This is a genomic window from Leptospira broomii serovar Hurstbridge str. 5399 (assembly GCF_000243715.2).
GTDB lineage: Bacteria > Spirochaetota > Leptospiria > Leptospirales > Leptospiraceae > Leptospira_B > Leptospira_B broomii.
This window is the reverse complement of the sequence record NZ_AHMO02000008.1, coordinates 50,660-74,940: the sequence shown is the minus strand read 5'-3', so window position 1 is coordinate 74,940 and position 24,281 is coordinate 50,660. Positions and strand designations below refer to the sequence as shown.

At 44.8% G+C, this 24,281-nt stretch carries 22 protein-coding genes; 10 read left to right on the top strand and 12 right to left on the bottom strand.

All coding sequences use genetic code 11. The annotated features are described in order from the left end of the window. The first annotated feature begins 129 nt into the window (after positions 1 to 129). Complete coding sequence (locus tag LEP1GSC050_RS05715) at positions 130 to 573, top strand: LIC11177 family protein (protein ID WP_020987222.1); 444 nt, start codon at positions 130 to 132, stop codon at positions 571 to 573. A gap of 408 nt (positions 574 to 981) precedes the next feature. Here the strand turns inward: LEP1GSC050_RS05715 and LEP1GSC050_RS05710 are convergent, their stop codons facing one another. Both LEP1GSC050_RS05710 and LEP1GSC050_RS05705 read right to left on the bottom strand, forming a co-directional pair. Beyond that, positions 982 to 1,971: an HpcH/HpaI aldolase/citrate lyase family protein gene (locus LEP1GSC050_RS05710; protein WP_010570285.1), complete on the bottom strand. Its 990-nt coding sequence runs from the start codon at positions 1,969 to 1,971 to the stop codon at positions 982 to 984. A gap of 101 nt (positions 1,972 to 2,072) precedes the next feature. After that, positions 2,073 to 3,005, bottom strand: coding sequence for an ornithine carbamoyltransferase (locus LEP1GSC050_RS05705; RefSeq protein ID WP_040911176.1), 933 nt, complete (start codon positions 3,003 to 3,005; stop codon positions 2,073 to 2,075). Between the two features lie 299 nt (positions 3,006 to 3,304). Between LEP1GSC050_RS05705 and LEP1GSC050_RS05700 the strand changes: the two genes are divergently transcribed. Beyond that, complete coding sequence (locus LEP1GSC050_RS05700) at positions 3,305 to 4,918, top strand: peptide chain release factor 3 (protein ID WP_010570283.1); 1,614 nt, start codon at positions 3,305 to 3,307, stop codon at positions 4,916 to 4,918. Positions 4,919 to 5,302: 384 nt separating this feature from the next. After that, positions 5,303 to 5,896: a CsgG/HfaB family protein gene (locus LEP1GSC050_RS05695; RefSeq protein ID WP_010570282.1), complete on the top strand. Its 594-nt coding sequence runs from the start codon at positions 5,303 to 5,305 to the stop codon at positions 5,894 to 5,896. A gap of 261 nt (positions 5,897 to 6,157) precedes the next feature. Here the strand turns inward: LEP1GSC050_RS05695 and LEP1GSC050_RS20355 are convergent, their stop codons facing one another. Beyond that, positions 6,158 to 6,799 carry a hypothetical protein gene (locus LEP1GSC050_RS20355; protein WP_020987374.1) on the bottom strand — a complete coding sequence of 214 codons (642 nt, stop codon included), beginning with the start codon at positions 6,797 to 6,799 and terminating at the stop codon, positions 6,158 to 6,160. An 81-nt stretch (positions 6,800 to 6,880) separates the two neighbouring features. Then, positions 6,881 to 8,965, bottom strand: a complete 2,085-nt coding sequence (locus tag LEP1GSC050_RS05685; protein WP_010570280.1) for a heterodisulfide reductase-related iron-sulfur binding cluster — start codon at positions 8,963 to 8,965, stop codon at positions 6,881 to 6,883. Between the two features lie 332 nt (positions 8,966 to 9,297). On the opposite strand from LEP1GSC050_RS05685, the gene mqnC reads away from it, so the two are divergent. Next, complete coding sequence (gene mqnC, locus LEP1GSC050_RS05675) at positions 9,298 to 10,404, top strand: cyclic dehypoxanthinyl futalosine synthase (protein WP_010570279.1); 1,107 nt, start codon at positions 9,298 to 9,300, stop codon at positions 10,402 to 10,404. Between the two features lie 73 nt (positions 10,405 to 10,477). Continuing rightward, positions 10,478 to 10,867 carry an LIC11299 family lipoprotein gene (locus tag LEP1GSC050_RS05670; protein WP_020987446.1) on the top strand — a complete coding sequence of 130 codons (390 nt, stop codon included), beginning with the start codon at positions 10,478 to 10,480 and terminating at the stop codon, positions 10,865 to 10,867. Here LEP1GSC050_RS05670 and LEP1GSC050_RS05665 read toward each other — a convergent pair. The 3 genes from LEP1GSC050_RS05665 to LEP1GSC050_RS05655 form a co-directional block, all read right to left on the bottom strand. After that, positions 10,830 to 12,080, bottom strand: a complete 1,251-nt coding sequence (locus tag LEP1GSC050_RS05665; protein ID WP_040911438.1) for a GGDEF domain-containing protein — start codon at positions 12,078 to 12,080, stop codon at positions 10,830 to 10,832. The two genes, LEP1GSC050_RS05670 and LEP1GSC050_RS05665, sit on opposite strands and share 38 nt — an antisense overlap. A gap of 188 nt (positions 12,081 to 12,268) precedes the next feature. Beyond that, positions 12,269 to 13,096 (bottom strand): GerMN domain-containing protein, encoded by an 828-nt coding sequence (locus LEP1GSC050_RS05660; protein WP_010570277.1) that lies wholly within the window; start codon positions 13,094 to 13,096, stop codon positions 12,269 to 12,271. A gap of 436 nt (positions 13,097 to 13,532) precedes the next feature. After that, positions 13,533 to 14,216 carry an HAD family hydrolase gene (locus LEP1GSC050_RS05655; protein ID WP_020987265.1) on the bottom strand — a complete coding sequence of 228 codons (684 nt, stop codon included), beginning with the start codon at positions 14,214 to 14,216 and terminating at the stop codon, positions 13,533 to 13,535. Positions 14,217 to 14,299: 83 nt separating this feature from the next. On the opposite strand from LEP1GSC050_RS05655, the gene LEP1GSC050_RS05650 reads away from it, so the two are divergent. The 3 genes from LEP1GSC050_RS05650 to LEP1GSC050_RS05640 are packed head-to-tail and all read left to right on the top strand — an operon-like array spanning position 14,300 to position 17,329. Further along, positions 14,300 to 15,586 (top strand): KamA family radical SAM protein, encoded by a 1,287-nt coding sequence (locus LEP1GSC050_RS05650; RefSeq protein WP_010570275.1) that lies wholly within the window; start codon positions 14,300 to 14,302, stop codon positions 15,584 to 15,586. After that, positions 15,576 to 16,649 (top strand): D-alanine--D-alanine ligase family protein, encoded by a 1,074-nt coding sequence (locus LEP1GSC050_RS05645; protein ID WP_010570274.1) that lies wholly within the window; start codon positions 15,576 to 15,578, stop codon positions 16,647 to 16,649. Before LEP1GSC050_RS05650 ends, LEP1GSC050_RS05645 begins: the two co-directional genes overlap by 11 nt. Continuing rightward, on the top strand, positions 16,649 to 17,329 hold the full coding sequence (locus tag LEP1GSC050_RS05640; protein WP_010570273.1) for an iron-containing redox enzyme family protein: 681 nt from the start codon (positions 16,649 to 16,651) through the stop codon (positions 17,327 to 17,329). The genes LEP1GSC050_RS05645 and LEP1GSC050_RS05640 overlap by 1 nt, the downstream gene beginning before the upstream one ends. A gap of 40 nt (positions 17,330 to 17,369) precedes the next feature. Here LEP1GSC050_RS05640 and LEP1GSC050_RS05635 read toward each other — a convergent pair whose 3' ends face one another. The 5 genes from LEP1GSC050_RS05635 to bfr form a co-directional block, all read right to left on the bottom strand. Beyond that, on the bottom strand, positions 17,370 to 17,726 hold the full coding sequence (locus LEP1GSC050_RS05635) for a DCC1-like thiol-disulfide oxidoreductase family protein (protein WP_010570272.1): 357 nt from the start codon (positions 17,724 to 17,726) through the stop codon (positions 17,370 to 17,372). 10 nt (positions 17,727 to 17,736) lie between these two features. Continuing rightward, the gene (locus LEP1GSC050_RS05630) at positions 17,737 to 18,921 is read right to left on the bottom strand and encodes a hypothetical protein (protein ID WP_010570271.1); all 1,185 of its coding nucleotides are present in this window, start codon (positions 18,919 to 18,921) and stop codon (positions 17,737 to 17,739) included. A gap of 17 nt (positions 18,922 to 18,938) precedes the next feature. Further along, the gene (locus LEP1GSC050_RS05625; RefSeq protein WP_040911436.1) at positions 18,939 to 20,048 is read right to left on the bottom strand and encodes a THUMP domain-containing class I SAM-dependent RNA methyltransferase; all 1,110 of its coding nucleotides are present in this window, start codon (positions 20,046 to 20,048) and stop codon (positions 18,939 to 18,941) included. A gap of 23 nt (positions 20,049 to 20,071) precedes the next feature. Beyond that, positions 20,072 to 21,241 (bottom strand): hypothetical protein, encoded by a 1,170-nt coding sequence (locus LEP1GSC050_RS05620; protein ID WP_020987489.1) that lies wholly within the window; start codon positions 21,239 to 21,241, stop codon positions 20,072 to 20,074. A gap of 217 nt (positions 21,242 to 21,458) precedes the next feature. Then, a complete protein-coding gene (gene bfr, locus LEP1GSC050_RS05615; protein ID WP_010570268.1) occupies positions 21,459 to 21,926 on the bottom strand; it encodes a bacterioferritin in 468 nt (155 codons plus the stop codon). A 132-nt stretch (positions 21,927 to 22,058) separates the two neighbouring features. Here bfr and LEP1GSC050_RS05610 point away from each other — a divergent pair, with 132 nt between their 5' ends. Further along, positions 22,059 to 23,183, top strand: coding sequence for a thiolase family protein (locus LEP1GSC050_RS05610; protein WP_020987220.1), 1,125 nt, complete (start codon positions 22,059 to 22,061; stop codon positions 23,181 to 23,183). Between the two features lie 72 nt (positions 23,184 to 23,255). Beyond that, positions 23,256 to 24,278, top strand: a complete 1,023-nt coding sequence (gene waaF, locus LEP1GSC050_RS05605) for a lipopolysaccharide heptosyltransferase II (protein ID WP_010570267.1) — start codon at positions 23,256 to 23,258, stop codon at positions 24,276 to 24,278. Positions 24,279 to 24,281: the final 3 nt, after the last annotated feature.

The window sequence follows — 24,281 nt, the reverse complement described above, 5'->3', positions numbered from 1 at the left end:
TCGGCTATAATTTGATGGAATTCCATTTTCAAAATGCGAAGGAAACTACTGGACATAAATTTCCAAAGTTTATATGCTAGTTATCAGTCGAGTCCTCGATATCATTAACCTCAAGGGATCCGAATAAAGTTGGCGGAAAAAAAGAAAACCATTCTTAGCGAAGTTTTGAAGCGAGAAAAATTTCAGAAACTCGAAAAGAAAGATAAGGATAAGGCGCCGAAGAGCGTGATCGCCGTAAGACCTGATCTTGACTCGTCTCCGAAAAAGGATGATGGTCCCGGTCGTAAAATCTATAAAGCCATAGACGAGTCGATGGGGGATCTTCGCTTCTATTTTCTGGAAGGCGAGTATCGAGAAAAGTTAGCCGGACTTTTTAATTCTCACGAAAGCCAATTTGACCGTTTAGGAATTAGTCCCCGTCGATTTCTGGACTTTGCAAGGGAATCTTTTGATCGGTTCAAGCAGCTTCAAAAGAAAATGCCTCTAGAGCCGATGAGTAAAAAGGCCTGGGAATATATGGACCGCAGCCTAAACGAGCTCATAGGCAAACTAAACGAAAAGTTTAGCAGATAGAATAATCTCAAATTCCGTTTTTTAGCGATGTCGATCTTTGTGAAAGATCGGATGATGTGATTTTGTATGGCCCACCCATCCTGGGCGGGGGCCGGTGGTGGTTTTACGGGAGGTAGTTAATTAGCACACGATAGACGAAATGTCAATAAAATTCTGTAAATTTTGTTGTGGGAGCTCCCACAACGAATGCCACTCAAAAATACTTGCAAATAAAAAGAAATCCTGATATTCGCGAGGCAGCAGCTACGCGGGTACCACCGATCCGGCCCCCGCCCAGGATGGGTGGGGATTTTGAACCTTCGCAGACATTAGTTACATTTTCAAAGTCCTAGATACTCTCCCACCATCGAAAATAAAAAAGCCGCAGAATGGTTCTGCGGCTTTGCAATACTCGAAAAACTTTTTATCTTAAAAGAATCTTTTTGTAGCTTCTTCCGGAATGGCAATCCCTGTTAGTTTTGCTTTTTGCAAAACTTCCCAGAAATAACGATAGGTTGCACGGTCATGAAGGTCGCCTGCGTGTTGAATTGGTCCCCATTCTGCGTCTTGAGCTTTCACCAGGATTTCTGCAGAAGTTTGAACTTCGCTATAATCGGGTGCCATCGCATCCAGGATCGCTTGGATTTGCGTGGGGTAAATGGACCACATGCGTAAAAAGCCAAACTCGTCGTGAGCTCGTTTTGCGTCTTTGTACGTTTGATACTGATTCTTTAAATCCAATGTTACGTTATGGGCCGGAATCACTCCGTGAGCCAATGCTGCAGCTACTACGGTAGATTTCGCTCGTCTTAAAAGTTCATGATCAAACTGACCCGGGCTTTTCATACAAGAAGCCGGGATAGCGCCGTGATGTCCGGAAATGAAGTCCATCAATCCGAAGTCCAAAACTTGCATCCAGGGAAGGGCTGCGATTTTTTCAACTTCCCAAAGCGCTCCATGAGTTTCGATCAGAACGTGAATCGGAATTTCACGTTTAATTCCCGCTTTTTGTGTCGCTTTTTGAATATAACTGATCATCTCTTCGACCTGAGATGCTTTCGTAGGTTTTGGAATCGTAATGTAAGCGATTTTCGCTCCTGCACCCGGAACGATAATATCTACGTCCTGTTTCCAATATGAGTTCGTATAATCGTGGATACGAACTCCGCTCATATTATGTTTATTCAGTTCCGAGTTTTGGATACGCACGATCATTTCTGCGTGCTCTTTTTCCTTACCCGTTTGAGCCCCGTCTTCACAGTCCATCGTAATGTCGAAAAGACCGCCGAGTTTGTTTTGGAGTTCAAGCGCTTTGGTGATAAGCTTTTCCGAGCCGGCAAAATGCTCGCAGGCGGGAATAATGGGGAAGGGCTTCTCTCCTTCGAATAGCGCATCCTTCGGATGGGGTTGTTTGGACATAGAAATACCTTTGTTTCCGTTTTTAAAGCCGATCGCGGCCGTTCTTGGAACAGGGTTTTCGGAGGTGGTCCTTCCGGCAACGGATTTTTGGAGGCTTGGCTTTAAGCTTCTAAAAGCTGTAGAATGACTGCCTTTTGCGCATCCAGTCGATTTTCTGCCTGCTGAAAGATAATCGATCTAGGGCTTCTAACGACCTCTCTAGTGATCTCATATCCTGAATGGATCGGCATATCATGCATCACTTTCGCCTTCGTTTCTTTTAGAAGAGCCTCGTTGATTTGGTAAGGCATCATTAACTCCATCCTAGCCTTTTTCTTATCCGCAAAGCTAGGATCGTTGAAAAATTCCATATCTACCCAGGTGTCCGTGTAGATATAATCCGTATTTTTAATCGCTCGGATCAAATCCCCTTCCCAGGCAAGAGTTCCTTTTCTCTTAGCCCGTTCGACCGTTTCTTGATCGATATTTTCCGCGTCTGCAATTGGAGTCACAAGCGTTAGTTGCATTCCTAGAGCGGAGGTGATTCCTATCAAGGAGTTCACTACATTATTATGAACCCCTATGTAAGTCATGCTTAGTTCGGAGATCGGTTTAGGATTGTCCAGCGCTATGGTCAATATATCCGCCAACGATTGGCAAGGGTGGAACATGTTGCAGCAGCCGTTGACCACCGGTACCTGGGAACCTTCCTTTAACTGTAAAAGATCCTCGTGCTTACGCATTCTCGCCATAATGACCGAGACGTTTCTGGACAGGTATTCCGCTTCTAAATCGATATCCGAGAGAAGAAAATTCGAAGTCATCCAATCCAAATAAATTGCATGGCCACCCATTTCAGTCATGGCGACTTCGAAGGAAACTCGCGTCCTCGTGGAAGTTTTCTGAAAGAGCATAGCCAAAGTTCGGCCTGTCATGTGCCCAAGGTAATTAGCCCTATGGTGTTTCACATGAACGGCAAATTGTAGAAGATCTAATACTTCGTCGTCCGCCCAATCTTTCCAGGAAATCAGATGTTTTATTTTTGAAACCGACATGATGCGAGTCAAAGGCCAGAAAAATACGGGATTCAGCATTAGACAACCTCAAAAAGCGGGGCAGAAATTACTGAAAAAAAGGAGGGAGGGAATCCCCCTCCCGAGTGTTTTCCGGGGAAAAAAGCGTGTGAATCGTTCGACTGTAGAAGTCGGACGGTAAAAGACTAATCGGGGACTATCTATGACACCTATTACGAGGAGTTTACCGGCTAAATACGAATCCATGAATAAATCCTTGGGGTTTTCGTGCTGACACCTGATCCTATCAGAAAAACGTATTCATAGAGGAGATTTACATCGTGTCCGAATCGGTCGTTACCCAGAAATCAGTGGAAGAGGAAACCAAACGAAGAAGAACGTTTGCGATCATCGCTCACCCGGATGCTGGAAAAACCACTCTTACTGAAAAACTTCTTCTCTACGGGGGCGCTATTCAATTAGCGGGAGCCGTTAAGGCTCGAAAGAATCGCAAGGCCGCCACTTCCGACTGGATGGAAATGGAAAAGGAGAAAGGAATTTCGATCACTTCCGCTGCCTTACAATTCGAATACAAGAATCATGTTTTAAATTTATTGGATACGCCGGGTCACGAAGACTTTTCCGAAGATACCTATAGAACATTAATCGCTGCGGACACTGCGGTAATGGTTTTGGACGCCGGAAAGGGGGTCGAACCTCAGACCATTAAACTTTTTAAAGTTTGTCGAGATCGTGGAATCCCGATCGTGACGTTCATTAATAAAATGGACCGGCCTACGAAACCTCTCTTTGAATTACTGGATGAGATTGAAAAAGTATTAGGTATTACTGCAATTCCGATGGTCTGGCCGATCGGGACGGGTGTAGACTTTAGCGGAGTTTATAATCGTCTGGATAAGAAAATTTATACCTATGATAGAACTCCGGGAGGTTCACAAAAATCCTCCTTCCAAAGTTCGGGTATCGAAGACCCGAATCTGGACTCTATGTTCGAAGATTGGGTCTTGAAAGCGTTTCGCGAGGAAGTGGAACTTGTTGAAGACGGGATAGGAAAGTTTTCCTTACAGGATTTTTTAGAATCTAAAATCACACCCGTATTCTTCGGATCGGCGGTGAACAATTTCGGAATTCAATTGTTCTTGGATCACTTTTTGGAAATAGCACCCCCTCCTTTATATTTTCCTTTGAAAGACGGTTCGAGATTGGATCCGGTTACGACTCCGTTTAGCGGGTTCGTTTTTAAGGTTCAGGCAAACATGAACAAGGCACATCGGGATCGTATTGCGTTCCTTCGAGTCTGTTCCGGAAAGTTCGAAAGGGGATTGAACGTAAATCATGGCCGACTCGGAAAGCAAGTGAAGCTTTCATCATCGTTTGCTTTTTTCGGCCAAGACCGAAATACGGTGGATGAAGCTTATCCGGGAGATATCATCGGGTTAGTAAATCCGGGCACGTATGCGATAGGCGATGTATTAGCCAGCGGAAAGGTTCCGGATTTAAAACCTCTTCCGGTATTTGCTCCCGAAATTTTTGCGACACTTTCCTGCGTGGAAACCGGAGCGCTGAAGAGCTTTCGAAAGGGAATCGAACAATTAGCGGAAGAAGGTATTCTGCATTTATTTACCTCCCAAACCGTCGGAGGAGGACTTCCGGTTATCGGTGCGATGGGACAGTTACAATTCGAAGTATTCCGCCGACGTCTCCAAGACGAATATGGAGCTCCTACCAATATCAATATACTTCCGTATCAAGTTTCTTGCTGGCTTCCCGAGGAAGACGTAGCTAAGGTTCCGGTCGGTTCGAATTTGGTCGTCGATAGCATCAATCGAGCGGCCCTGCTCTTCGATTCGGAATGGGAAAAGGGATACTTTCAAAAGAAGAATCCCGAGATCCGTCTTTTGGATTATCCGACCCAGGAAATTCCGCAAGATTAAGACCGATTCCAAATTCAGGATGTGAGAGGTCTTCTCCTTCGGCGAATCTTTCGGAAGATCGAAGCATTTCTTTGGCCTTCAATTCTTATCGAGGATAAACGGTTTAGTATTTTCTACACGAATATAGAAAAGTAAGATCGCGCTTTTCGGATGTTCCCGCATGCGATTGGACAAAAATTCGCGCGTCCGCAACGTTAAAAATAAACCGAAGGTTGATTCGAAAGCGATCGCTTATCGCTATTTCGATCGATTATAACCTTTCCTTTTTTCTCGGGGATTTTTTCTGAGACTCTAATTTTTATCGGATAATTTTCTCGATTTAGAACAGGAAAAGAAATGCAATGTCGTTTATACGCGTCCATTATTGTTCAAAGAGGAGAATCGATGAAACGAATCCGTTTTCGAGCCGTCATCGTGCTCGCGATCTTATTTTCATTCTATAATTGCAGAAGCGCTCAGCATTTCGATATTCAAGTTATCGCCAAATCGGGGATTTCTCAGCCTGGGAAAGACAAGTATGTCGTTTTTCCTTTTGAAATGGCTGAAGCATTGAAACAGAACGAAGTCGTAGCGAACCGTAGGAAAAACATCGAAGCTAGAAACCGTGAAAAAGCGGAGCTTGCCCTTGTGAGGACAGGATTGACCGTTTTGGAGAGAAGCAAAGTCGATAAGCTTTTAAATGAAATGACTCTGAGTAAAACGGGTATAACTGAAAGCGACGGCTTAAATATTGGAAAGCTTTTGAATTCGAACTATGCCTTTTTCGGAAGAATTACGAACTATAATGTGGTGCGCCGAGGAACGCGAGTAAGATTCATTGCAGAAGTGATCGTTAAGGCTGTGGATATAGAATCGGGAGTGATCGCGTGGGAAGCCATTATAAAAGGTCATATGCCGTTCAATAACGGCGAGCAAACGATTCTGGATGCCGAAAATGCAATGTATGAGCAGTTCAGTAAGAAACTCACCGACCTGTAATAATTTATAAGGCGAAAATGGTAGGAAAAACGGATCGGAAAAATTTGCGTATTACGTGTATTTTTTAGGCTGCCCCCGTCGCATATAGTGTATTTGCACCAGATGATTCACGGCGGAGCGGAAACGTTCCGCTTTTTTTTATTTTATTCGTTCGATTTACCGAATTCGATTTCGTATTCCTGACATAATTTCTTTGCGACTTTGAAACCGAAAAAATCCGCGGTTCCTAAAGGATCATAGCCGAATTGAACGGCGGCTCTATCACCGTATAGAAACGGAAAAATTTTCGAACGATCGCCTCTTTCTATTTTCAAAATAAAAATCGGCGAAATATTGCTCTAGTTCGATCTCATCTTCTTGGTTAGTCTGGATTTTTATTTTTCCTTCCTGCTCAATATGCTGCCCTAAAGTTTTAGGATCTCCATGTTCTATCTGAAAGATCGTCCTCAGAATGTATTCTTTACAGCGGAGACGAAACAATTTCGGCTGTAAGGATTCGGATGCGAAGAAAAGGGGAGTGCAGAAATTTCTATTTAAGAGCGGGGAAGTTTCAAATTTGGAACTGTAATCGGTAGAATATCGATTTGTCCAGCTCCCTGCGATATCGTCGGCGACGGCTATCGATACTTTGATTGTACGCGAGGTCGGGATTTTGCTTTGCTTCGAATTACAATTCCGGATTTCTTCCTGCAATATTTTTTCAGCATGCAGATTTCGTAATTCTATACACTTATTAAGAATATGTTCCTTGGCCATCGGATTGAAATTTAATATCGGCAGTTCGATGTCGGATTTGTCTTCGTTTAATGCTAAGTTTAAATATCTTCTGAATCGATCCATATTGATAGGCTTTTGATACAGTTCGATCATTTGATCTAAAATCGGAAGAATTTCAAATTGCATATAGGTTTCTATTAAAGGAAAAAAGATAAAAAAAACCTCCTAAGATTAGGAGGCTTTTTTGTGTTCGAGCGAGCCGAATCGTTACTTCAAGTTTTCTGCAACCAATTCCGCTATATCTTTTACTTTTACTTCTTCGACTTTACCCTCTTGCTTCACTCCGTCGGTGATCATCGTGATGCAGAACGGACAAGCGGTCGCGATCGTGGTTGCACCCGTTGCAAGCAATTGGTTGGTCCTTTTGAAATTAACCCGATCGTTATTCTGTTCTTCCATCCACATCTGTGCTCCACCGGCTCCACAACAGAGTCCCTTGGTATGGTGGTCGGAAGGTTCGGATAATTTTCCGCCAGATACTTTCTTAACTACATCTCGAGGATTTTCGTAGTTATCGTTGTAACGACCGATGTAGCAAGAGTCGTGATATGTATACTTTCCTGCATTTGCATCTTCCGCAACGCCCACGTCGATTTTTCCGCTCTTAGAAAGCTCGTTGATGAACTCGGAGTGGTGAACCACTTCGAAGTTACCACCGAATTGCGGATATTCGTTCTTGATAGTATTGTAGCAGTGAGGACAAGCAGTAACGATTTTCTTAACATTATACCCGTTCATCGTGTCCACGTTTGCTTGGGCCAAAGTTTGATACAGATACTCGTTTCCGCCGCGACGCGCCGAATCTCCCGAACAACCTTCTTCCGTTCCTAAGATTCCGAACTTAACGTCCGCTTTTTGAAGGATCTTAACGAAGGATTGGGCAATTCGTTTGTTTCGATCATCATACGCACCTGCGCAGCCTACCCAATACAGAACGTCTACGTTGGAGTCTTCGGCCATAGTTTTAACGCCGAGCCCTTGGGCCCAATCCGCGCGAGAATGAGCAGCGACTCCCCAAGGATTCGAGTTATTTTCCATGTTTACGAATGCGTTTTGTAGTTCGGTCGGGAATTTAGATTCTGCAAGAACCAGATGTCTACGCATTTCCATGATCGCATTGACCTGGTTATTTCCTACCGGGCAGGCTTCCACGCAAGCATAGCAGGTAGTGCATCCCCAAAGAGCTTCCTCGGAGAGACCTTCGTAGTTATTAATGACACCGGTATCAATGGTCGCAATCGCATCCGCAGCTCCATCGCCTTGACCTTCCCGAATTTTTACGACTTCCGGAAGTTTATCCATCAGCGCATGTTTTAAATCAACAATGATGGCTTTCGGATTCAGAACTTTTCCGGTTCGGTTAGCGGGACATTGAACCTGGCAACGACCGCACTCTATACAGGAAAGACCGTCGAGTAGATTCGGCCATGGAAAGTCTTCGGCCCGATTCACTCCCCAAACAGCCGTTTCATCTTCCAAGTTCAGTTTGGAGAGCGCGCCTTTTGGAGTGTCCGACTGTAAAAAATAATTAAATGGAGCGAAGATCAAGTGAGCGTGTTTGGAGGTCGGCACATACAACATAAATGCGAAGACCGCAAGAATATGAGACCACCACATAATTTGAACGACTAAGTCCGCAGTGGAGTATTCCACTCCGATTACTTGCCAGATACTTCCGATGGCGGCTGCGATAGGAGCGGCATCATGAATCGGGTCTGCATATTCCGCTCCGACAGCTTTTGCACCTTCTCCTAATAGAGTCGAAATCATCAAAATGGAAATCATCGAGATTACGATCGCAGAAGCAGGGGAATGAACATCCAATCCTTTGGCTTTCTGAATCCAGCGTCTCCAGGCAAAGAAACCTAGGCCTACTAGAACCAAAACGGTCACGAATTGTAGAATATATTCGTAAATATAATTGGCAGTATCACCGAAAACGGATCCGACTAAGGAAAACTTATACGCGTCTTCCAATCCGTATCCGAATATGCCTGCTACCATTTGGCTGGACGTATGCAGCAGATACGTTACGAAACCGTAGAATATGAATGCATGCATAATTCCACGTAACGGTTCTTTAAAGTTCTTCTTTTGAAGGAGTACGTTTACCAGGAAACTCTTGATTCTGAATCCCCAGTTCGGGTGTTCCCGGAAGTCTTCGGTTCCGGCTGCTTTTCTACCATTGAAAACGAGTTTGAGGCGGTAGAGGACCGCGCGGACGAACACGAAGTTCGCGATTGCGAACAGAACCGTGAAAATCACGTGGAAGGCGATCTTGGATATAGCCATAGTCTTTCAGTAGTACCTTTGTCTTTGGATGGTCTTCAGAAGCACCGTAACGATGGGGAATCACACTGTCCAGGAAAAATTGCCGTAACGTCCGTTCTGATCCGTGCGTGAGAATTTTGCACATTCTCGGCTAAGTAATTCGAATAGGATTTGTTATCTTGAATAGACCTTTTAAAATCCATTTCTTCTCTAGGATTCCTCTTGCAATTTGTCGAGAATAAGTCGCAATTAGAGGGCGTCGTTTTAAACCAAATGGGAAAAAGATCTCGCCTTTTTCAGGTACTCGAAAAGTCTGAAGGTAACAAGCGCAAACAAACGAAAGCCAGTACAAGATGAGTTCTATTTTTCAAAAACAAGCTACAGATATCATTTTAGAGAAGGCTTTGGCCGGAGAGAGGATTTCTCCCGGGGAAGCCCTCGAACTGTATGAGAACGGCGACCATTTAAAGATTATGGGAACAGCCCGTACGTTACGTGAAAAGATTCTGCCCCATACGAGCGCCAGTTACACGATGTTTCGAGTAGTCAATTACACGAATTATTGCAATGTGGAATGTAGCTTTTGTTCTTTCATGGACGAGATCGGAAACGGAAAAGGATACGTGCTATCCAAAGAAGAAATTCTGGAAAAAATGGATTACGCTGTTTCGGAAGGTGCCGACCAGATGTTTTTGCAAGGGGGGGTATATCCGGATCTTCCGTTCGATTATTACTTGGATGTAATTTCCTCAGTAAAACAAAAATATCCGGAGATGCATATTCGCGCGTTTTCTCCCGTTGAAATCATTAATCTGGAAAAAATTACCGGCAAGTCATTGTTAGATGTTCTTTATCTTTTAAAGGATGCAGGACTGGATTCGGTTCCGGGAGCCGGAGCCGAGATACTTACGGATAGAATGCGCAATATTATTTCACCGAAGAAAGCCACGACGGAGGAATGGGTACGCGCGATGGAGACCTGTCATGAGGCCGGCCTTCCAGGCAGCGCCAATATCGTATTCGGGTCCGAAGAAACGAAAGCTGAAGTGATCGAACACCTTACAGTCGTGAGAAATTTACAGGATCGGACAGGCGGATTTCTTTCTTTTATACCCTGGACGTTTCAGCCTCAGACCAAAAGATTCAAGGTTCGCTCGGTTCCTACGACGGAATATTTGAAAGTTTTAGGGATTTGTAGAATCTTTTTAGATAATATTCCGCATATAGAGACGTCCGTTATGGTTTTGGGGAAAGGGGTAGGCCAGCTCGCCCTATCTAGCGGCGCTGACGATATTTCCTCCGTTGTCATCGAAGAGAATGTGCTTCGTTCTTTCGGTCTAAAGACGGAAAAGGAAGCAGTGAAGTTCCTGCAGGAAGCCGAATTTACTCCTAAGAGAAGGGACCTTCTTTACAATTATGAAAAATACGAAGGGAGAGAATACTCCCAATTGCTTTCTTGAGTTTGCATGATGGAAGATAGTTTCCGTCGTAATTTCGTTTCATGAACAAAGCGAGAAGACCGAGGAGGTCAGAATGTTACGTTTCTCTGATATAAATAGCCGAACCTTACTCGGATATCTAGCGTTTACCGGGATTCTACTGGTATGCGCCTGCGTACCGTCTCATAAAGAGAGAGTTCATTTGGAAACGGGGGTAAGCGTGAAGATTCTCGGGCCTCATAAATACGAGTTTGTTGCCATGGGCAAAGCGTCCGTAGTCTCAGTCGACGAACAGAATGTTTTTAAGATGAAAAAGTCCTCTTGTGAAGCCGCAAAATTGCAAGTAACTCAAAGATTAGACGAACTGGAACCGAATCAAAAACACCGGCTTTTTTTTCTGGAACAGAAGGCTCAGACGTACTTCGGCGACGGTGAATATTGCGAACTTACTTATATATACGAACTTCCGTCGGCCAAGAAGTGAATGCGTCTCTTTGCGTATCCTGCTTACTCGCGGCGACGATGGTAACCTTATTTCTTCCGGCCGATTTAGATTTATAAAGGGCCGAGTCTATCGACTGATATAGATCGTCGAATGTCAAATCTTCGTTAAACGGTAGAATCGAGGCCCCGATCGAGATCGTTATAAACACCGGAGTTCCATGCTCGTCTTCGATTGATAATGGTTGAGCCTCCACGCCTTTTCTTAAAGATTCGCAAAGCATTTCTAGTCCTTCCGGATCCACCGAATCCAAGAGAATACAAAATTCATCGCCGCCGATCCGTGCGCACACATCCGTGGCCCTGACTCTGGATTTCATGACTGCAGAAAGAGTTTGCAACGCTTCGTCTCCTGCCATATGTCCGAATTTATCGTTTGTTTCCTTTAAATGGTCCATATCCAAAATAATAAGGGCCATATTGAATTTATATCGACGGGCCCTTTTTTTGAAGATATCGAATTGCTCGATTAGATATCTACGGTTGTATAAGCCGGTAAGGTCGTCCACGCTGGAAATTCTTCTGATCTGATCGTTTTTCTTTCGGAGTCGAATCACAGCTCGAGAAAGTTTATTCTTATCCCGATAGTCCATCATTCTCCAATAATTCATAATGACGTTTCCGAAAGTTCCGACGAAAATATAGGTTAATAGGATCGGAAATTCTTGGAACGCGTTGGATAGGGAATCGGAGAGATAGCAAATTCCGAAAAAAGCGATTCCGAATGTGAGGTTCACCAACACAACGGTCGTCGTAGTTAACCATAGTAGAATGTTCATACTCAAAAGAATGGCGGTCGCCTGGTGAAGATAGATATCGTAATGAACTTCGTCCAAATATAAGAAGGGTAAAAACGAAATAAGCAGAACGGAGGAAGACCATACTTTATAGGATTCCATATTCTTAGGATTCCAATCTGTCTTAAGTGAATTTCTCCAGAGAAATAGGAGAGAAAGCAACACTAATGTGATTCTACTCGAATATAGTAGAAATAGAGGTTCCCCGTTAACGGTTCTGGAATCAGGGATTAAAAACGTAAAGAACGTGATGAGAATACAAAAGGAATAGTGGATTGCGAGAGATTGCCGAATATCGGCCAAGTTGCTTTCGATGAATTCACTAGGATAGTTGTTAAATAGAATTCTCTTAAATAAGTGGCGGGCCCGAAGGTCGCTACCTGGAAACCATTGAACCATTGTTTTCTTTCCGCTTGGATCCGGAAGGATTCCGAGAAATTTCCGTCCCAAGATCCACGGTTCGATTCTAATAATCGTTATAGCAAGAAAGAATTTTGTACAGAGCAAAAAAACGTTGATTTGCCTTGGAAATAAAATAAGGAAGCGCGGATAACGTAACCTTGTGTCAAAAAAGTGATTTTTTTGGATTATAATACGGCAATTTTTCTAGGATTTTTGGTAAGTATATCAGGAATAGGGAATCCAACACCGCCTAAGGAGCGGACTTTCTTACCATTAATGTAGAGACGGATTCCTTTCACTTTCAAATTTTCCATTAAGCTATAGCAGAGTTGATCCACACGATCCTTTAGTAACTCCGGTCCCGCCCCGGTTTCGAATTCGCTTCCTAGGGAAAGTCTCAAGATGCCGTTCTCAACGGAATATTCGTTGGAGTAGGTGAATTTTGCGGGGAGGGCATTGAGCACACCGTTTCTTTTTTCATCCGGATCAGGTCCTTTCGATAATTCTCGGAGAATGAAATGAACCTTGTCGCCGGAGACGTGCTTTCGTTTAACCTGGACGAGTCTTGAATGGCTTTTGTTTCCCTTTCCATAAAATTTGAGAAAATACAATTCGATTTCTCCAGGTTCGTGATGGATTTGTCCGTTGGTTGAAGATTCGGAAATTGCGTCTTTCGGGCTATCAACTACCGGAATAAATAAATCGTCCGAGTCGGTACTCTCGCTTTCCGACCAATTTTGGCCGACTGTTTGCCCCCCATTTTGCATCAATTCGGAAAGAATTTCATCTTCCGCCTTATCCATTACTTCTTCGTGGGTCTGTTTTCCGGAGGCGGATTGAGGAGGTTGCGGTGTCGTTTTTCCGATCGTATTGAATTTCGAAAAGAAACCGGAATCCCCGCCGCTTTCAGTGGATCGGAATCCTCCCCCGGTAGATTTGTCCAATAAAACCAAGACAAATAAAATCCCGGTCAGGACATATAATAGGGATTTTAGTTTTTCCGATTCCGGCACAGTTAGATTTTCGGAAGTTCTTGGAATGCTCTTCTCACTTTTTAGAAGGTTTCTTGAAGGAACTGCAAATCTTCGATCTTAGAATCTCGGGGGAAGGGAGCCCCCGCCCTTCCTGGGCGGGGGCCGGAGCGTAGCGGCGGTACCCGCCCGCATCGCACAAAATCCGTATTTTTGCAATCTTTATTATCAAACTGGCCGATGTGGGAGCTCCTACATAATTTTGGCTTGTCATACGTGGAAATGGGCCCGGTATTTTGCGCTATGTTCGTTTAGTCGGTGATTGTCTCGATGTGCAAAGGGCAGGGAGCCCCCGCCCTTCCTGGGCGGGGGCCGGAGCGCAGCGGCGGTACCCGCCCGTATTGCACAAAATCCGTATTTTTGCAATCTTTATTATCGAACTGGCCGATGCGGGAGCTCCTACATCGAGCTACTCAATTTAGAATATCTTGTCCAAATCTTTCAATTGGGCGAGGGAAACTTCCCAATCCGGAATTTCTCCTGCAGGTGCGTGTCCATAAGCACAGAATGCAAAAGGACATCGGTTCTTTCGGGCCGCCTCATAGTCGGAACTGCGGTCTCCGATCATCAAAAGTGTTTCCGGAGAAAGGTCGTAATCAACCAAGTATTTTGAAATGAGATCGGCTTTACTTTTTAAGGAAATATTATCTAGAATTAGGATCGGATCGAACAGGGAAAGAATTCCCGAGACTTCGAGGATGGTTTCAACGTAAGGTCTACGTCCGTTCGAAGCCGCAAGGATTCGATAACCTTTTTGTTTTAGCGAAGAAACGGTTTCCAAAACTTTAGGATAAAATTCTCCCTCTCCGGAGCGAATTTTATCCACCAATAAATGCAATACCGAATCGGAAATTTGATCCCTTTCGGATTCCATCAGCTGAGGAACGAGATTCAAGAAAATGGTTTTGACCGGCTTTCCGATTTCAAGCATGATTTTCTCACGATCCGGGACTTCTAAAGGGATTCCGGATGCGAGTGAAAACCGGCGAATCGCTTCGGCATAGGTTTCTAAAATAATTCCTTCCGAGGAAAATAAAGTACCGTCAACGTCGAAGGCAAGGGCACGTATCAATTTAGGATTCCAATTCATGGACAAGGCCATAGTTTTGTGCCTAAATTTGAAGACATCCCTTTTTTCCTTCGCTTGATTTTCCGTCCTTCAAGGAGGAAATGGAGAAAGCCGCTATGAGAAAGTTCATTGAAAATCCAGTAGAAGAAGACGCGGCCTTGCCGTCGAAAGCTCGTAAGAGATTGTTCTCTTCTTTCGAGTGGTCCGATTATAAAGCTCAGTTACGCAACCGAATTCAAGCCGGGGATTTGAATCTTTATTTTGAATTAACCGAGTCCGAACGACATGGTATTCAAGAAACGATTCGTTTGAACGTGGGCGCGAGTCCTTACTATCTCTCTCTATCCGATCCTTTCGATCCTCAATGCCCGATACGTAAAATGATCGTCCCTCAGAGAGAGGAGGCTTTTTTTGCGCCGGAAGAAGCTTTGGACCCACTTCATGAGGAGAGTCTTTCTCCGGTAAAAGGTCTTACCCATATGTATCCGGACCGGGTTTTATTATTTTCCAACCATGAATGTTCAGTTTATTGCAGACATTGTATGCGAGGACGTAAAGTCTCCGATAGTTTTGAACGGATGGAAATTATCGATCTCGAAGCTTGCTTTGCCTATATAAAAGCAAATCCTGAAATCTCGGACGTCGTTATTTCAGGCGGTGATCCGTTGAATCTGTCCGACGCAAAGATCGATACGATCCTTGAAAATTTGGAAAAAATCTCTCATGTAAAGGTATGTCGCATCGGAACCAGGAACCCTGTCACGCTACCGATGCGAATTACTTCAGAACTTTGTAAAATGATTGAATCTCATAATACGGACAATTTATCTATTTTTTGTAATACTCAGTTCAATCATGAAAAGGAATGCACTTCCGAAGCTAAAGAAGCGGTGCTTCGGTTATTAAAGGCAGGAGTCAATATCGGAAACCAGTGCGTGATCTTAAAGGGAATTAACGACGATGGTGAGTCGATGTTGAGGCTGCACAAAAAACTCTTAGAATTGCGAATTCGGGCCTATTACATGTACGATCCGGAATTGATTCCAGGATCCAGAGGATTTAGAACTCCCCTCTATAAGGGAATTCAGATATTGGAATATATGAGGGGAAAAATCGGCGGCATGGGAATTCCCCAGTTCGTGAACGATTTACCCGGAGGCGGCGGGAAAATTACTTTGGGTCCGAATTGGTATTTGGGTTTCCATAAGGAATCGAAAACTCATGTGTTTCGTTCCGCGATTCATGGAACCTATCATTTGAGCCCGGAACCGTATGATAGCGATTACGAATCGTACTACCCGGAATTGGATCAGAAAGTTTGGGACTCCATTCGAAATTCTGCATATTCAACGGATAAGGGCGTTCCTCTCGGCGGGCGGGGAAAGTCATCATATGAAAAATGAAAATTCTTCCGTTTTGCTCGTTCCCGACGTTGACGAAGCCGATGTCCCGCAAAATTTAAAGCAAGAGTGGGAGAGTCTAGAATCGGTCGACTATATAAAATCCTGTCTACAAGAATCGGGTGAACTCGTGGAGTTAGTCAGATCTCCGTCGGATTTACTGGAACGCTTATCTTTTTTTTCGACTCTGCCTTTCTCCGAAAGACCGGTTCTTTTTCATTTAGTGGAAGGATTTTTATCCCGAAACCGCGAGGCTTGGCTTCCGGCGCTTGCCGAATACTTCGGTTTTCCACATACCGGTTCCGACGCTTATGCTCATACGTTAAGTTTAGACAAACATGCATCCAAATTATTCTCTCGTTCTCTAGGAATTCCAACCGCGAATTGGGGATGTATAGATGGCGCTAATTTCACGGGGGGCGATGATGCCTCCTGCGACTTCCCGAACGATTCGGAATTTCCGGTTTTCATAAAGCCAAGGTACGAAGGCTCAAGCTTAGGAATCACCCGATCGAATATCGTTTCGAGTCGAGCGTCTTTAAATTCGTTTTTTAGCGAGAAAGGAAGCTCACATCCTTCTTGGATTTGGGAATCCTATCTACCCGGAGAAGAATGGACCGTCGCGGTGATCGGATCTCCGACGGAAGGATATCGAGTTAGTCAGGTCGCTCGTATCTGCTTGGAAAATTCGGATGAAACGGTATACGGTCAACGGACCAAAACGAAATCTTCGATGCCCGAAAGATTGATCTTTGATCTGGATGTCGAACGATCGGCTTTGGTTCGATCTTTTTCTCTTTTACTCTGCAAGAAAATCCAAACGATCGGCGCCGTGCGTTTGGATTGGAAATCCACCGATGATGGGTGTCCTCAATTTTTGGAATGGAATACGACTCCTGGTTTGTCGCCTTTTTATAGCAGTTTTCCTATTTGCTATGCGCATGAATTTGGAAATTATTCATCTTTATTAAGCGATCTATTAAGAATGGCAAGAAGCGAATTTCAAGGGGAAAGATTCGCGTATGCAAAAATGAAATCCTTTAAAGGAGTATTTGATCGTCGATGATGGGAACGTTTCGGGATGAATTGATCTCTTTGGTAGCGGATCATAAGGTTTTGACTTCCAATCCCTGGCTGGAACAGAGAGAAAAGCGAATGGAAAGATCCGACTTACTCCTTTGGTTAAAGCAGGAATACTTCGTTTCGGTCGCATTCGTTAATTGGTTTTTGAATGCGGCTGCTATATCCGATTCTGTGTCTTCTAAAATCGTGTTAGTGGAGAATATCTGGGAAGAATTGGGGGAAGGCAAGGAAGATGAGGCGCATGTTTCCCTCCTTAAAAGATTTCTGGCTGAAATGGAGGAATCTGTCACCGCCGAGGATTTACTGCCGGAAACCGCGCAGTATTTGGGTTTGATGCAAAGAATTACGACGACTGATTTTCTTGCAGCTTTGGGGGCCTTAGGGCCGGCAAACGAATACTTGCTCAAATTGGAATACGGAAGGATGTTTCTTTCTTATAAGGAATTAAAATCGCGGATTTTACTTCCCGATGGAAAATTCTTTCAAGTGAATCTGGATGCCGACGAATCACATTCTGAAAAATTGTTTCGTTTAATCCAAGAAGTCGCTGACGACGAGCCGAAGCGTGAGAGAGTCAGAGAAGGGGCAATTCTTGCTTTGAATGCACGCCTGGTCTTTTACGACGGCCTACAGCGAATCGCAGAGCCGATCTCGAAAAAATAATCGTTTCAATCTTACTTTGCCGGCCGGAAAGATATGCAAATTAGGAATTATTTCCTTTTTTTCTAAATGCCTTTAGCAGATTCATGAATAGAATTCCGAGGATCGGCACAAAGGGGAAGTATAGAAGCGGTGCAGCCCAGCGCCACCCAGACAAGGAATGGGAAAGTCTTCGAACCGCAAAAAATCCGGGATACCGAGTGTTTCCTTCTACGAACTGCACATTTCCGGCCGCCACATCGATTGTCAATGACGGATGAATTTTTTGTAATTCATCTTTCTTTAATGTTCGGAACGATTGAAAATGAACGCTACTATCCAAACATTTGTCTTTCAGGGACCCGGCTAAATCGGCACAAAACTCGCATTCGCCGTCATAAAGGAAAATTTTTTCGTTCATGCAATTTTAATTAAGGAAATGACTCCGATTTCTCCTTTGGTTCCAGGTCGACCGGCAGATTGCGTAAGAAGGAACAGACTTCAGGAATGGCTTTATCTTCCAGGCCGATCCAAAAATAAATCCAAACTCCTTCTTTTTGCATCCCGCTGCATTCCTTTGTATACCACTTTGAGATCGTATTTTCCAATCTAGCTCTCCAGAAAATTTTGGGATACTTGGAAAGCATCGCGTCCCAGATATCCCTACCGACTCCTTCGCCTCTTGCGATTTCGTTTACCGCGAATTTGGATAGGAATGTTCCCCAGGGAGTATTCTGTAGGATTGCACAACCTTTGTATGCGGATTCCAAAAGAATTCCCGCAAAATTCTTATTCCAAAAGCCTTCCTTTAACCTTTTGCCAAAGGCTTCCTCCACGAGACCGTTCAGCCTTTCCGGATCCAGAGTGGAGAGTGTTTCGTGGAATTCGATCCGATTTTTTTTCCGGATTAAAGTTCCACTTCCTTTAATGGTGAAAAGTTCTTTCAAAAGACTCGGCGCCGACGTGACAGCAATATGAAAGTTGGCGTCGCTTACTGCCGAAAAAACCTGATTGGCTTCCGACAAAAGATGTCGATGTTCTTCCGCGATCTCGTCCCTCGAATCAAAATCCAAGATGGAGATTTTTTTCCCGTCCGGCGCATACAGCCCGCCATGGGTTTTTAATAGAATCAGCTTTTTTGTTTTTAGCTCTTTGCAGAGATTTGATAGGTATGGAAATACGTCCGAACCGCCGAGATCCGTTACGAAAACCGGAATTTTTCTTTCCTTTAGAGAAGAGTGAACGGATTCGAGAGCATTGCTCGGATTACGAAACCATTTAGCCGGAAGATTATGAGAGCCGGGCAAACTAGTTTCGAAAGTTCCGTCTTTAAATTCGTCTAACGTTGTTTTTGGAAGGTTAGGGGCACGATAAAAGAGATTCGCATATGAAACTCCGTCCTTTTCCAAAACAACGACAGGGAAGAGTTCCAACTTTTGAAGAAGCTTTAAATTGTATAAAAGCGCTTCCGCCGATTCCGTCAATGCTTCGGAATCGGCATGAATTACGGCAAACTTCTCCGGCTCCAAGGAGCGGAAAAGTTTCAGGAACTGGAAGCTATCCTTGGAGTTCTCGGTAACTTCCAGAAGTTTAAGGAGGATTTCCTGGTGGTTCATCTCTCCTCGGATTCTCCTTAGTCGATGCGATAGGCAACCAATTTTCCCTTTAACTTAGCAATCGTAACCGATTGTTCTCTCGAAGCTTTTAACTTCAGATTGCCTAGTAGGGAAGGATCCCCCGCGACGAGGGCTACATCGGTTTCCTTAAATCTTTCCTTGAGTGTCGTTCCCCATTCCGCGTATAGCTCCGCAACGGTTTCTTTGTCGCCGATTCTTACGCCGTAAGGAGGATTCGTTACGATCTTTCCGTTTTTGAACGGGAAATCTTCGGGAGGGGATTGAGCGGGGAATACATCCCACCGAATTAAATCGGAAACTCCGGCTTCCTTCGCGTTTTCTTTAGCTAGCTCGATTGCTTCTTCCGATACGTCGGATCCGAATAAAATCGGACCGGCTTCTTTCGAAGTTTGCTCACTCGGTTTAAAGGAGCCGAATAGTCGGGAAAAGATGGAGGATCGGGAAAGGCTTCGGTAATTCACCCAGCCGCCGTTGCGAACTCTAAGAGCTGCTTCGATTAATAATGTTCCGGATCCGCAAAATGGATCGTATAACGGTTCATTAACTTTCCAACCTGAAAAACGGAGAAGAGCTTGCGCCAGTGTTTCCCTGATCGGAGCTTCCCCCCCTTGTCTTTCATGGCCCCTTCGTTGAAGAGGTTGCGCGTGAAGTGCTAAAAACAATTTCGCCTGATCCATTCTGGAACGTAGATAAAACAGGACTTCCGGTTCGTCACGATCCGCTTCGGGTAAGTCCAGACCCTTTGCTCTAAATCGGTCAAAGATGGCGTCCTTTAATCGATAGGTAGCATAACGTGAATCGGGTAGGGTATCCTTCGTGCTGGCGTCAATTCTGAAACGAGTTCCCGGTGAAAGTAATTTCTCGAACGGATACATCGCAGCGACTTCGTAAAGATCGTCCGGTTCTTGGATGTCTCCCCAAGAGGAAAGTTCAAAGCTGATACCTGATGCAATTCCGGAACCTAAGCAAAAATCTCTTACTTTCTTTGCCGGTCCTTTAAAGAAAACGCCGCCGCGATTTTCCGATAAGACTTCCAAACCCGCTTCCTCGACTTCTTCTTTTAAAAGAAATGAAAGTCCGTCTCCGCAAGATGCATGAAACGTCAGACTTTCCGGTCTATCAAATTCGCTTAACGATAATTTGGTGGAGTTCCAGCCGGAACGAACGTCTTCGTAACGCTCGTTTTCTTCGGAGGGAAAGCTTCGCTCGTTTCCATAGGAATCCGAATCACTTTGAGGACGAGACCCGAATGGTTTTCGCCCCCCTTGACGAGGAGGACGATCGCTGCCTTCACGAGATCCGAATGGTTTACGGTCGCCGCCTTCTGAAGAACGGTATGGTTTGCGATCTCCGCCTTCTGAAGAACGGTATGGTTTGCGGTCTCCGCCTTCGCGAGATACGAATGGTTTACGATCACTGCCTTCACGAGAGCCGAATGGTTTACGGTCGCCGCCCTCTGAAGAACGGTATGGTTTGCGGTCGCCGCCTTCACGAGAACCGAATGGTTTACGATCGCCGCCTTCGCGAGAGCCGAATGGTTTACGGTCGCCGCCTTCACGAGAGCCGAATGGTTTACGATTTCCGTCTTCTCGATTTCCACTCCCTTCGCGGGAACGATAAGGTTTGCGATCACCGCCTTCACGAGAACCGAATGGTTTGCGATCACCGCCTTCTGAAGAACGGTATGGTTTGCGATCGCCGCCCTCTGAAGAACGGTATGGTCTGCGGTCGCCGCCTTCACGAGAACCGAATGGCTTACGGTCGCCGCCTTCACGAGAGCCGAATGGTTTACTGTCGCCGCCTTCACGAGAGCCGAATGGTTTACGATTTCCACTCCCTTCGCGGGAACGATAAGGTTTGCGATCACCGCCTTCACGAGAACCGAATGGTTTGCGATCACCGCCTTCACGAGAACCGAATGGTTTACGATTTCCGTCTTCTCGATTTCCACTTCCTTCTCGGGAACGATAAGGTTTGCGATCACCGCCTTCACGAGAACCGAATGGTTTACGATCACCGCCTTCTGAAGAACGGTATGGTTTGCGATCGCCGCCTTCGCGAGATCCGAATGGTTTACGATTTCCGTCTTCTCGATTTCCACTTCCTTCTCGGGAACGGAATGGTTTGCGATCGCCGCCTTCTGAAGAACGGTATGGTTTACGGTCTTCCCCATCTCTGGAACGCGAGGGTTTTCTGTCTCCCCTAGGTGAGGAAGAATTTCCGTCCGAAGAGCGAAATGGTTTTCTATCTCGGCTCTGGGATCCACCGCCGCTAGAACGATACGGTTTACGTTCTCCATCCGAGCTTCCGCTTTCTTTGGCTCGATACGGTTTTCTTTCCGTATCGGGTTTGCTCTCCCTGGAACGGAATGGTTTGGATTCGCCGTCTTTATCTGGACGAGATTTACTGCCGGAGCGGAACGGCTTGCTGTTGGAAGGATCTGAAGATCCTGTGCCCCTGCCTGTCTGACGTGAGGAGGGGCCTTTTTTATTCGCGGATTTTTTTGGAAACAATGTTTAGGAGAGTTGTTGGGCTAAGTAATTCTGAACCCCGATGGTTTTGATGATTTCGAGCTGGGCCTCGAGCCAGTCGATATGCTCCTCCTCGGATACGAGGATCTTCTCGAGCAATTCGCGAGTGCCGTTGTCTTTATTACGGGTGGAAATTTCTATTCCCCGGTTCAGACGCTCTACGGCTGAATATTCTACGTCTAGGTCGTTCTTAAGGATGTTTTCTATGTCTTTGCCTACATTGATTTTCAAATATCTTTGTAGATCCGGGACGCCGTCCAAAAAGAGAATGCGCTCGATGACCTGATCGGCGTGGTGCATTTCTTCAATGGATTCCTTTTTCATATAATCAGCTAACTTGTCGTAGCCCCAATTCTTATTCATTTTTGCGTGAATGAAATACTGGTTGATCGCGGTGAGTTCGGCGGAGAGTACTTCCGCTAGGATTTCGAGGACTTCTTGGTTTCCTTTCACGTTGTTTCTCCTCCAATTTATCACTATAAACGATCCGGTGCTATTTTGGAAAGCCCTATTCCGAATCAGGACTTGAGGGACTCGCTTGTTTTTGACTTTGCGTGGGATTCGGCTTCGAATCCTGTGTAGGATATGCCCCAGGCCTATCTTCTGGATGCTCAGTTGAGCAAGTTTGGTAAGACGGATTCCGATTACCAATCGCTTTCCTATGAGACTGCGAATCACTTACTTAAGCGGAACCCGGAATTTCGACCGGAATTTCTAATCTTTTCCGCTATGGCCCCGGAGAAGTACACGGGAGAAATTTTTTTACCTGCAAAAATAAAAGAAGATCTTGGACTTCCTAGTCTTTACGCGATCAGGACGGAAACAGCCTCTTCCAGCGGAGCTTCGGCCGTTCATTTAGGTCGATACTTGATTCTTTCGGGCCGATTTCGTAGGGGGATCATCATTGCCACGGAGGTAATGAGTCGATTACCTCGAGAAGAAAACAATCTTTTACTTGGATCCGTTTTATCCGAAACGCAAAGAAAGTTTGCGATGTCCATGGCTCAAGGAGGCGCGATGACTACGACTCGCTATCTGCATGAATACGGATATTCCAGGAAGGACCTCTTTTTACTTTCAAAGAAACTGCATGATAACGGCCTGGAAAATCCGATCGCGCATATTAAAAAAAAATTAACTGAAGAGGAATATTTCGCGTCTCCGATTTTTTCCAGCCCACTTTGCCTATACGATATTTCTCCATTATCGGATGGGTCTTGCGCGATATTATTGGAATCCGATTCGGATCGAATCGCGTCGGACAAATCGAAAATTTCCGTTATAGGAACCGGGCATGGTCTCGGTCATGTAAACGGAACTCCGGGGGGCTTAAGTTTTCCATCTTCAGTGGAGGCGTTCGGTCAAGCTTACAAGGATGCCGACATAAAACCTTCCGATGTAAGGGTGGCGGAACTTCATGATGCGTTTACACCGTTTGAATTGATCGGAGCCGAGGATGCAAGTCTGTTTCCGAAAGGAAAGGCATTGAAGTTTGTGGAGAAAGGAACTAGCGATAAGAGAGGAAAGCTTCCGATCAATCCCTCAGGCGGATTAAAGACGAGAGGCCATCCGGTAGGAGTTTCCGGCTTAGCACAGATCTCCGAACTATTTTCTTTTATGAAAGAAGGAAACCATCCGATAGGATTGGCTCTTTCCATAGGCGGATTGGGTATAAATAATTTTGCGACAATCCTAAAGTTGGAGAATTAAGTTGCGCAAAAGTCGGTTAAAGAGATCGGTTTCCCGTTTTTTAGCAAAGGTGCTTAAGGATAGAAGGAAGAAATGACGGAGAATATTCTTTTAATACAAACTGCTTTCTTAGGCGATCTGATTCTGACTACCCCTTTGTTTCGAGAAGTAAAGAGGAAGTATCCGAGATCGAAGTTAACGGTAATCGTAAACAAAGGAACGGAATCCGTTTTGGAAGCGAATCCTTGGATCGACGAGATCATTCCGTTGGACAAAAAAGTCATAAAATCTTCGATGTTCGGTTTTTGGAATTTCACTTTGGAAATTAGAAAACGTAAATTTACTCTATGCATTGTCCCTCATTTTTCGTTTCGATCCTCTCTTATTGCCTGGAGATCCAGAGCTCCCCGCAGAATCGGTTATAAAACCGCAGGCTTTTCCTTCTTATTAACGGAAAGAAAATCGCGTCCTATTAAAGGTCCTCACGAAGTGGATAAACTCCTATCTTTACTTTATTCCGAGGAAGAACTTAAATCCGTATCTCGCAGACCGGAACTCTTTTGGAAGGAAGAATCCGTAAAAGGAATTCAAGAAATTCTAAAAAAGAAAAATTTGGAAAAGGGTAAATACGTATTGATCGCACCATCTTCCGTTTGGGAAACTAAGCGTATGCCTGCGGAAAAATTTCGCGAAGTGGGGAAATCACTGAAGGACAAGACGGGCTTGCAGATCGTTCTTACCGGAGGAAAAGGAGATATTCCTTTATGCGAAGAAGTAGGAAGCGGGTTTGCGATCAATCTAGCTGGGCAAACGACTTTGCAGGAAATGTCTTATTTAATGAGCGGTGCGGCGCTACTCGTGACGAACGATTCTTCCCCGATTCATTTCGCCTCCGCATTTGACGTGCCTACTTTGGCCGTATTCGGTGCAACAGTGCCGGATTTCGGATATACTCCTTTGGCTACGAGAACGTTCATTTCGGAAATTCAAGGTTTACCATGTCGACCGTGCGGAATTCACGGAGGTAGAGTTTGCCCTGAAGGTCATTTCCGTTGCATGCTCGAACAGAATCCGAATCGAATTGTTCAGGAAGCTCTTCGTCTAATAGGAAGGTAAATT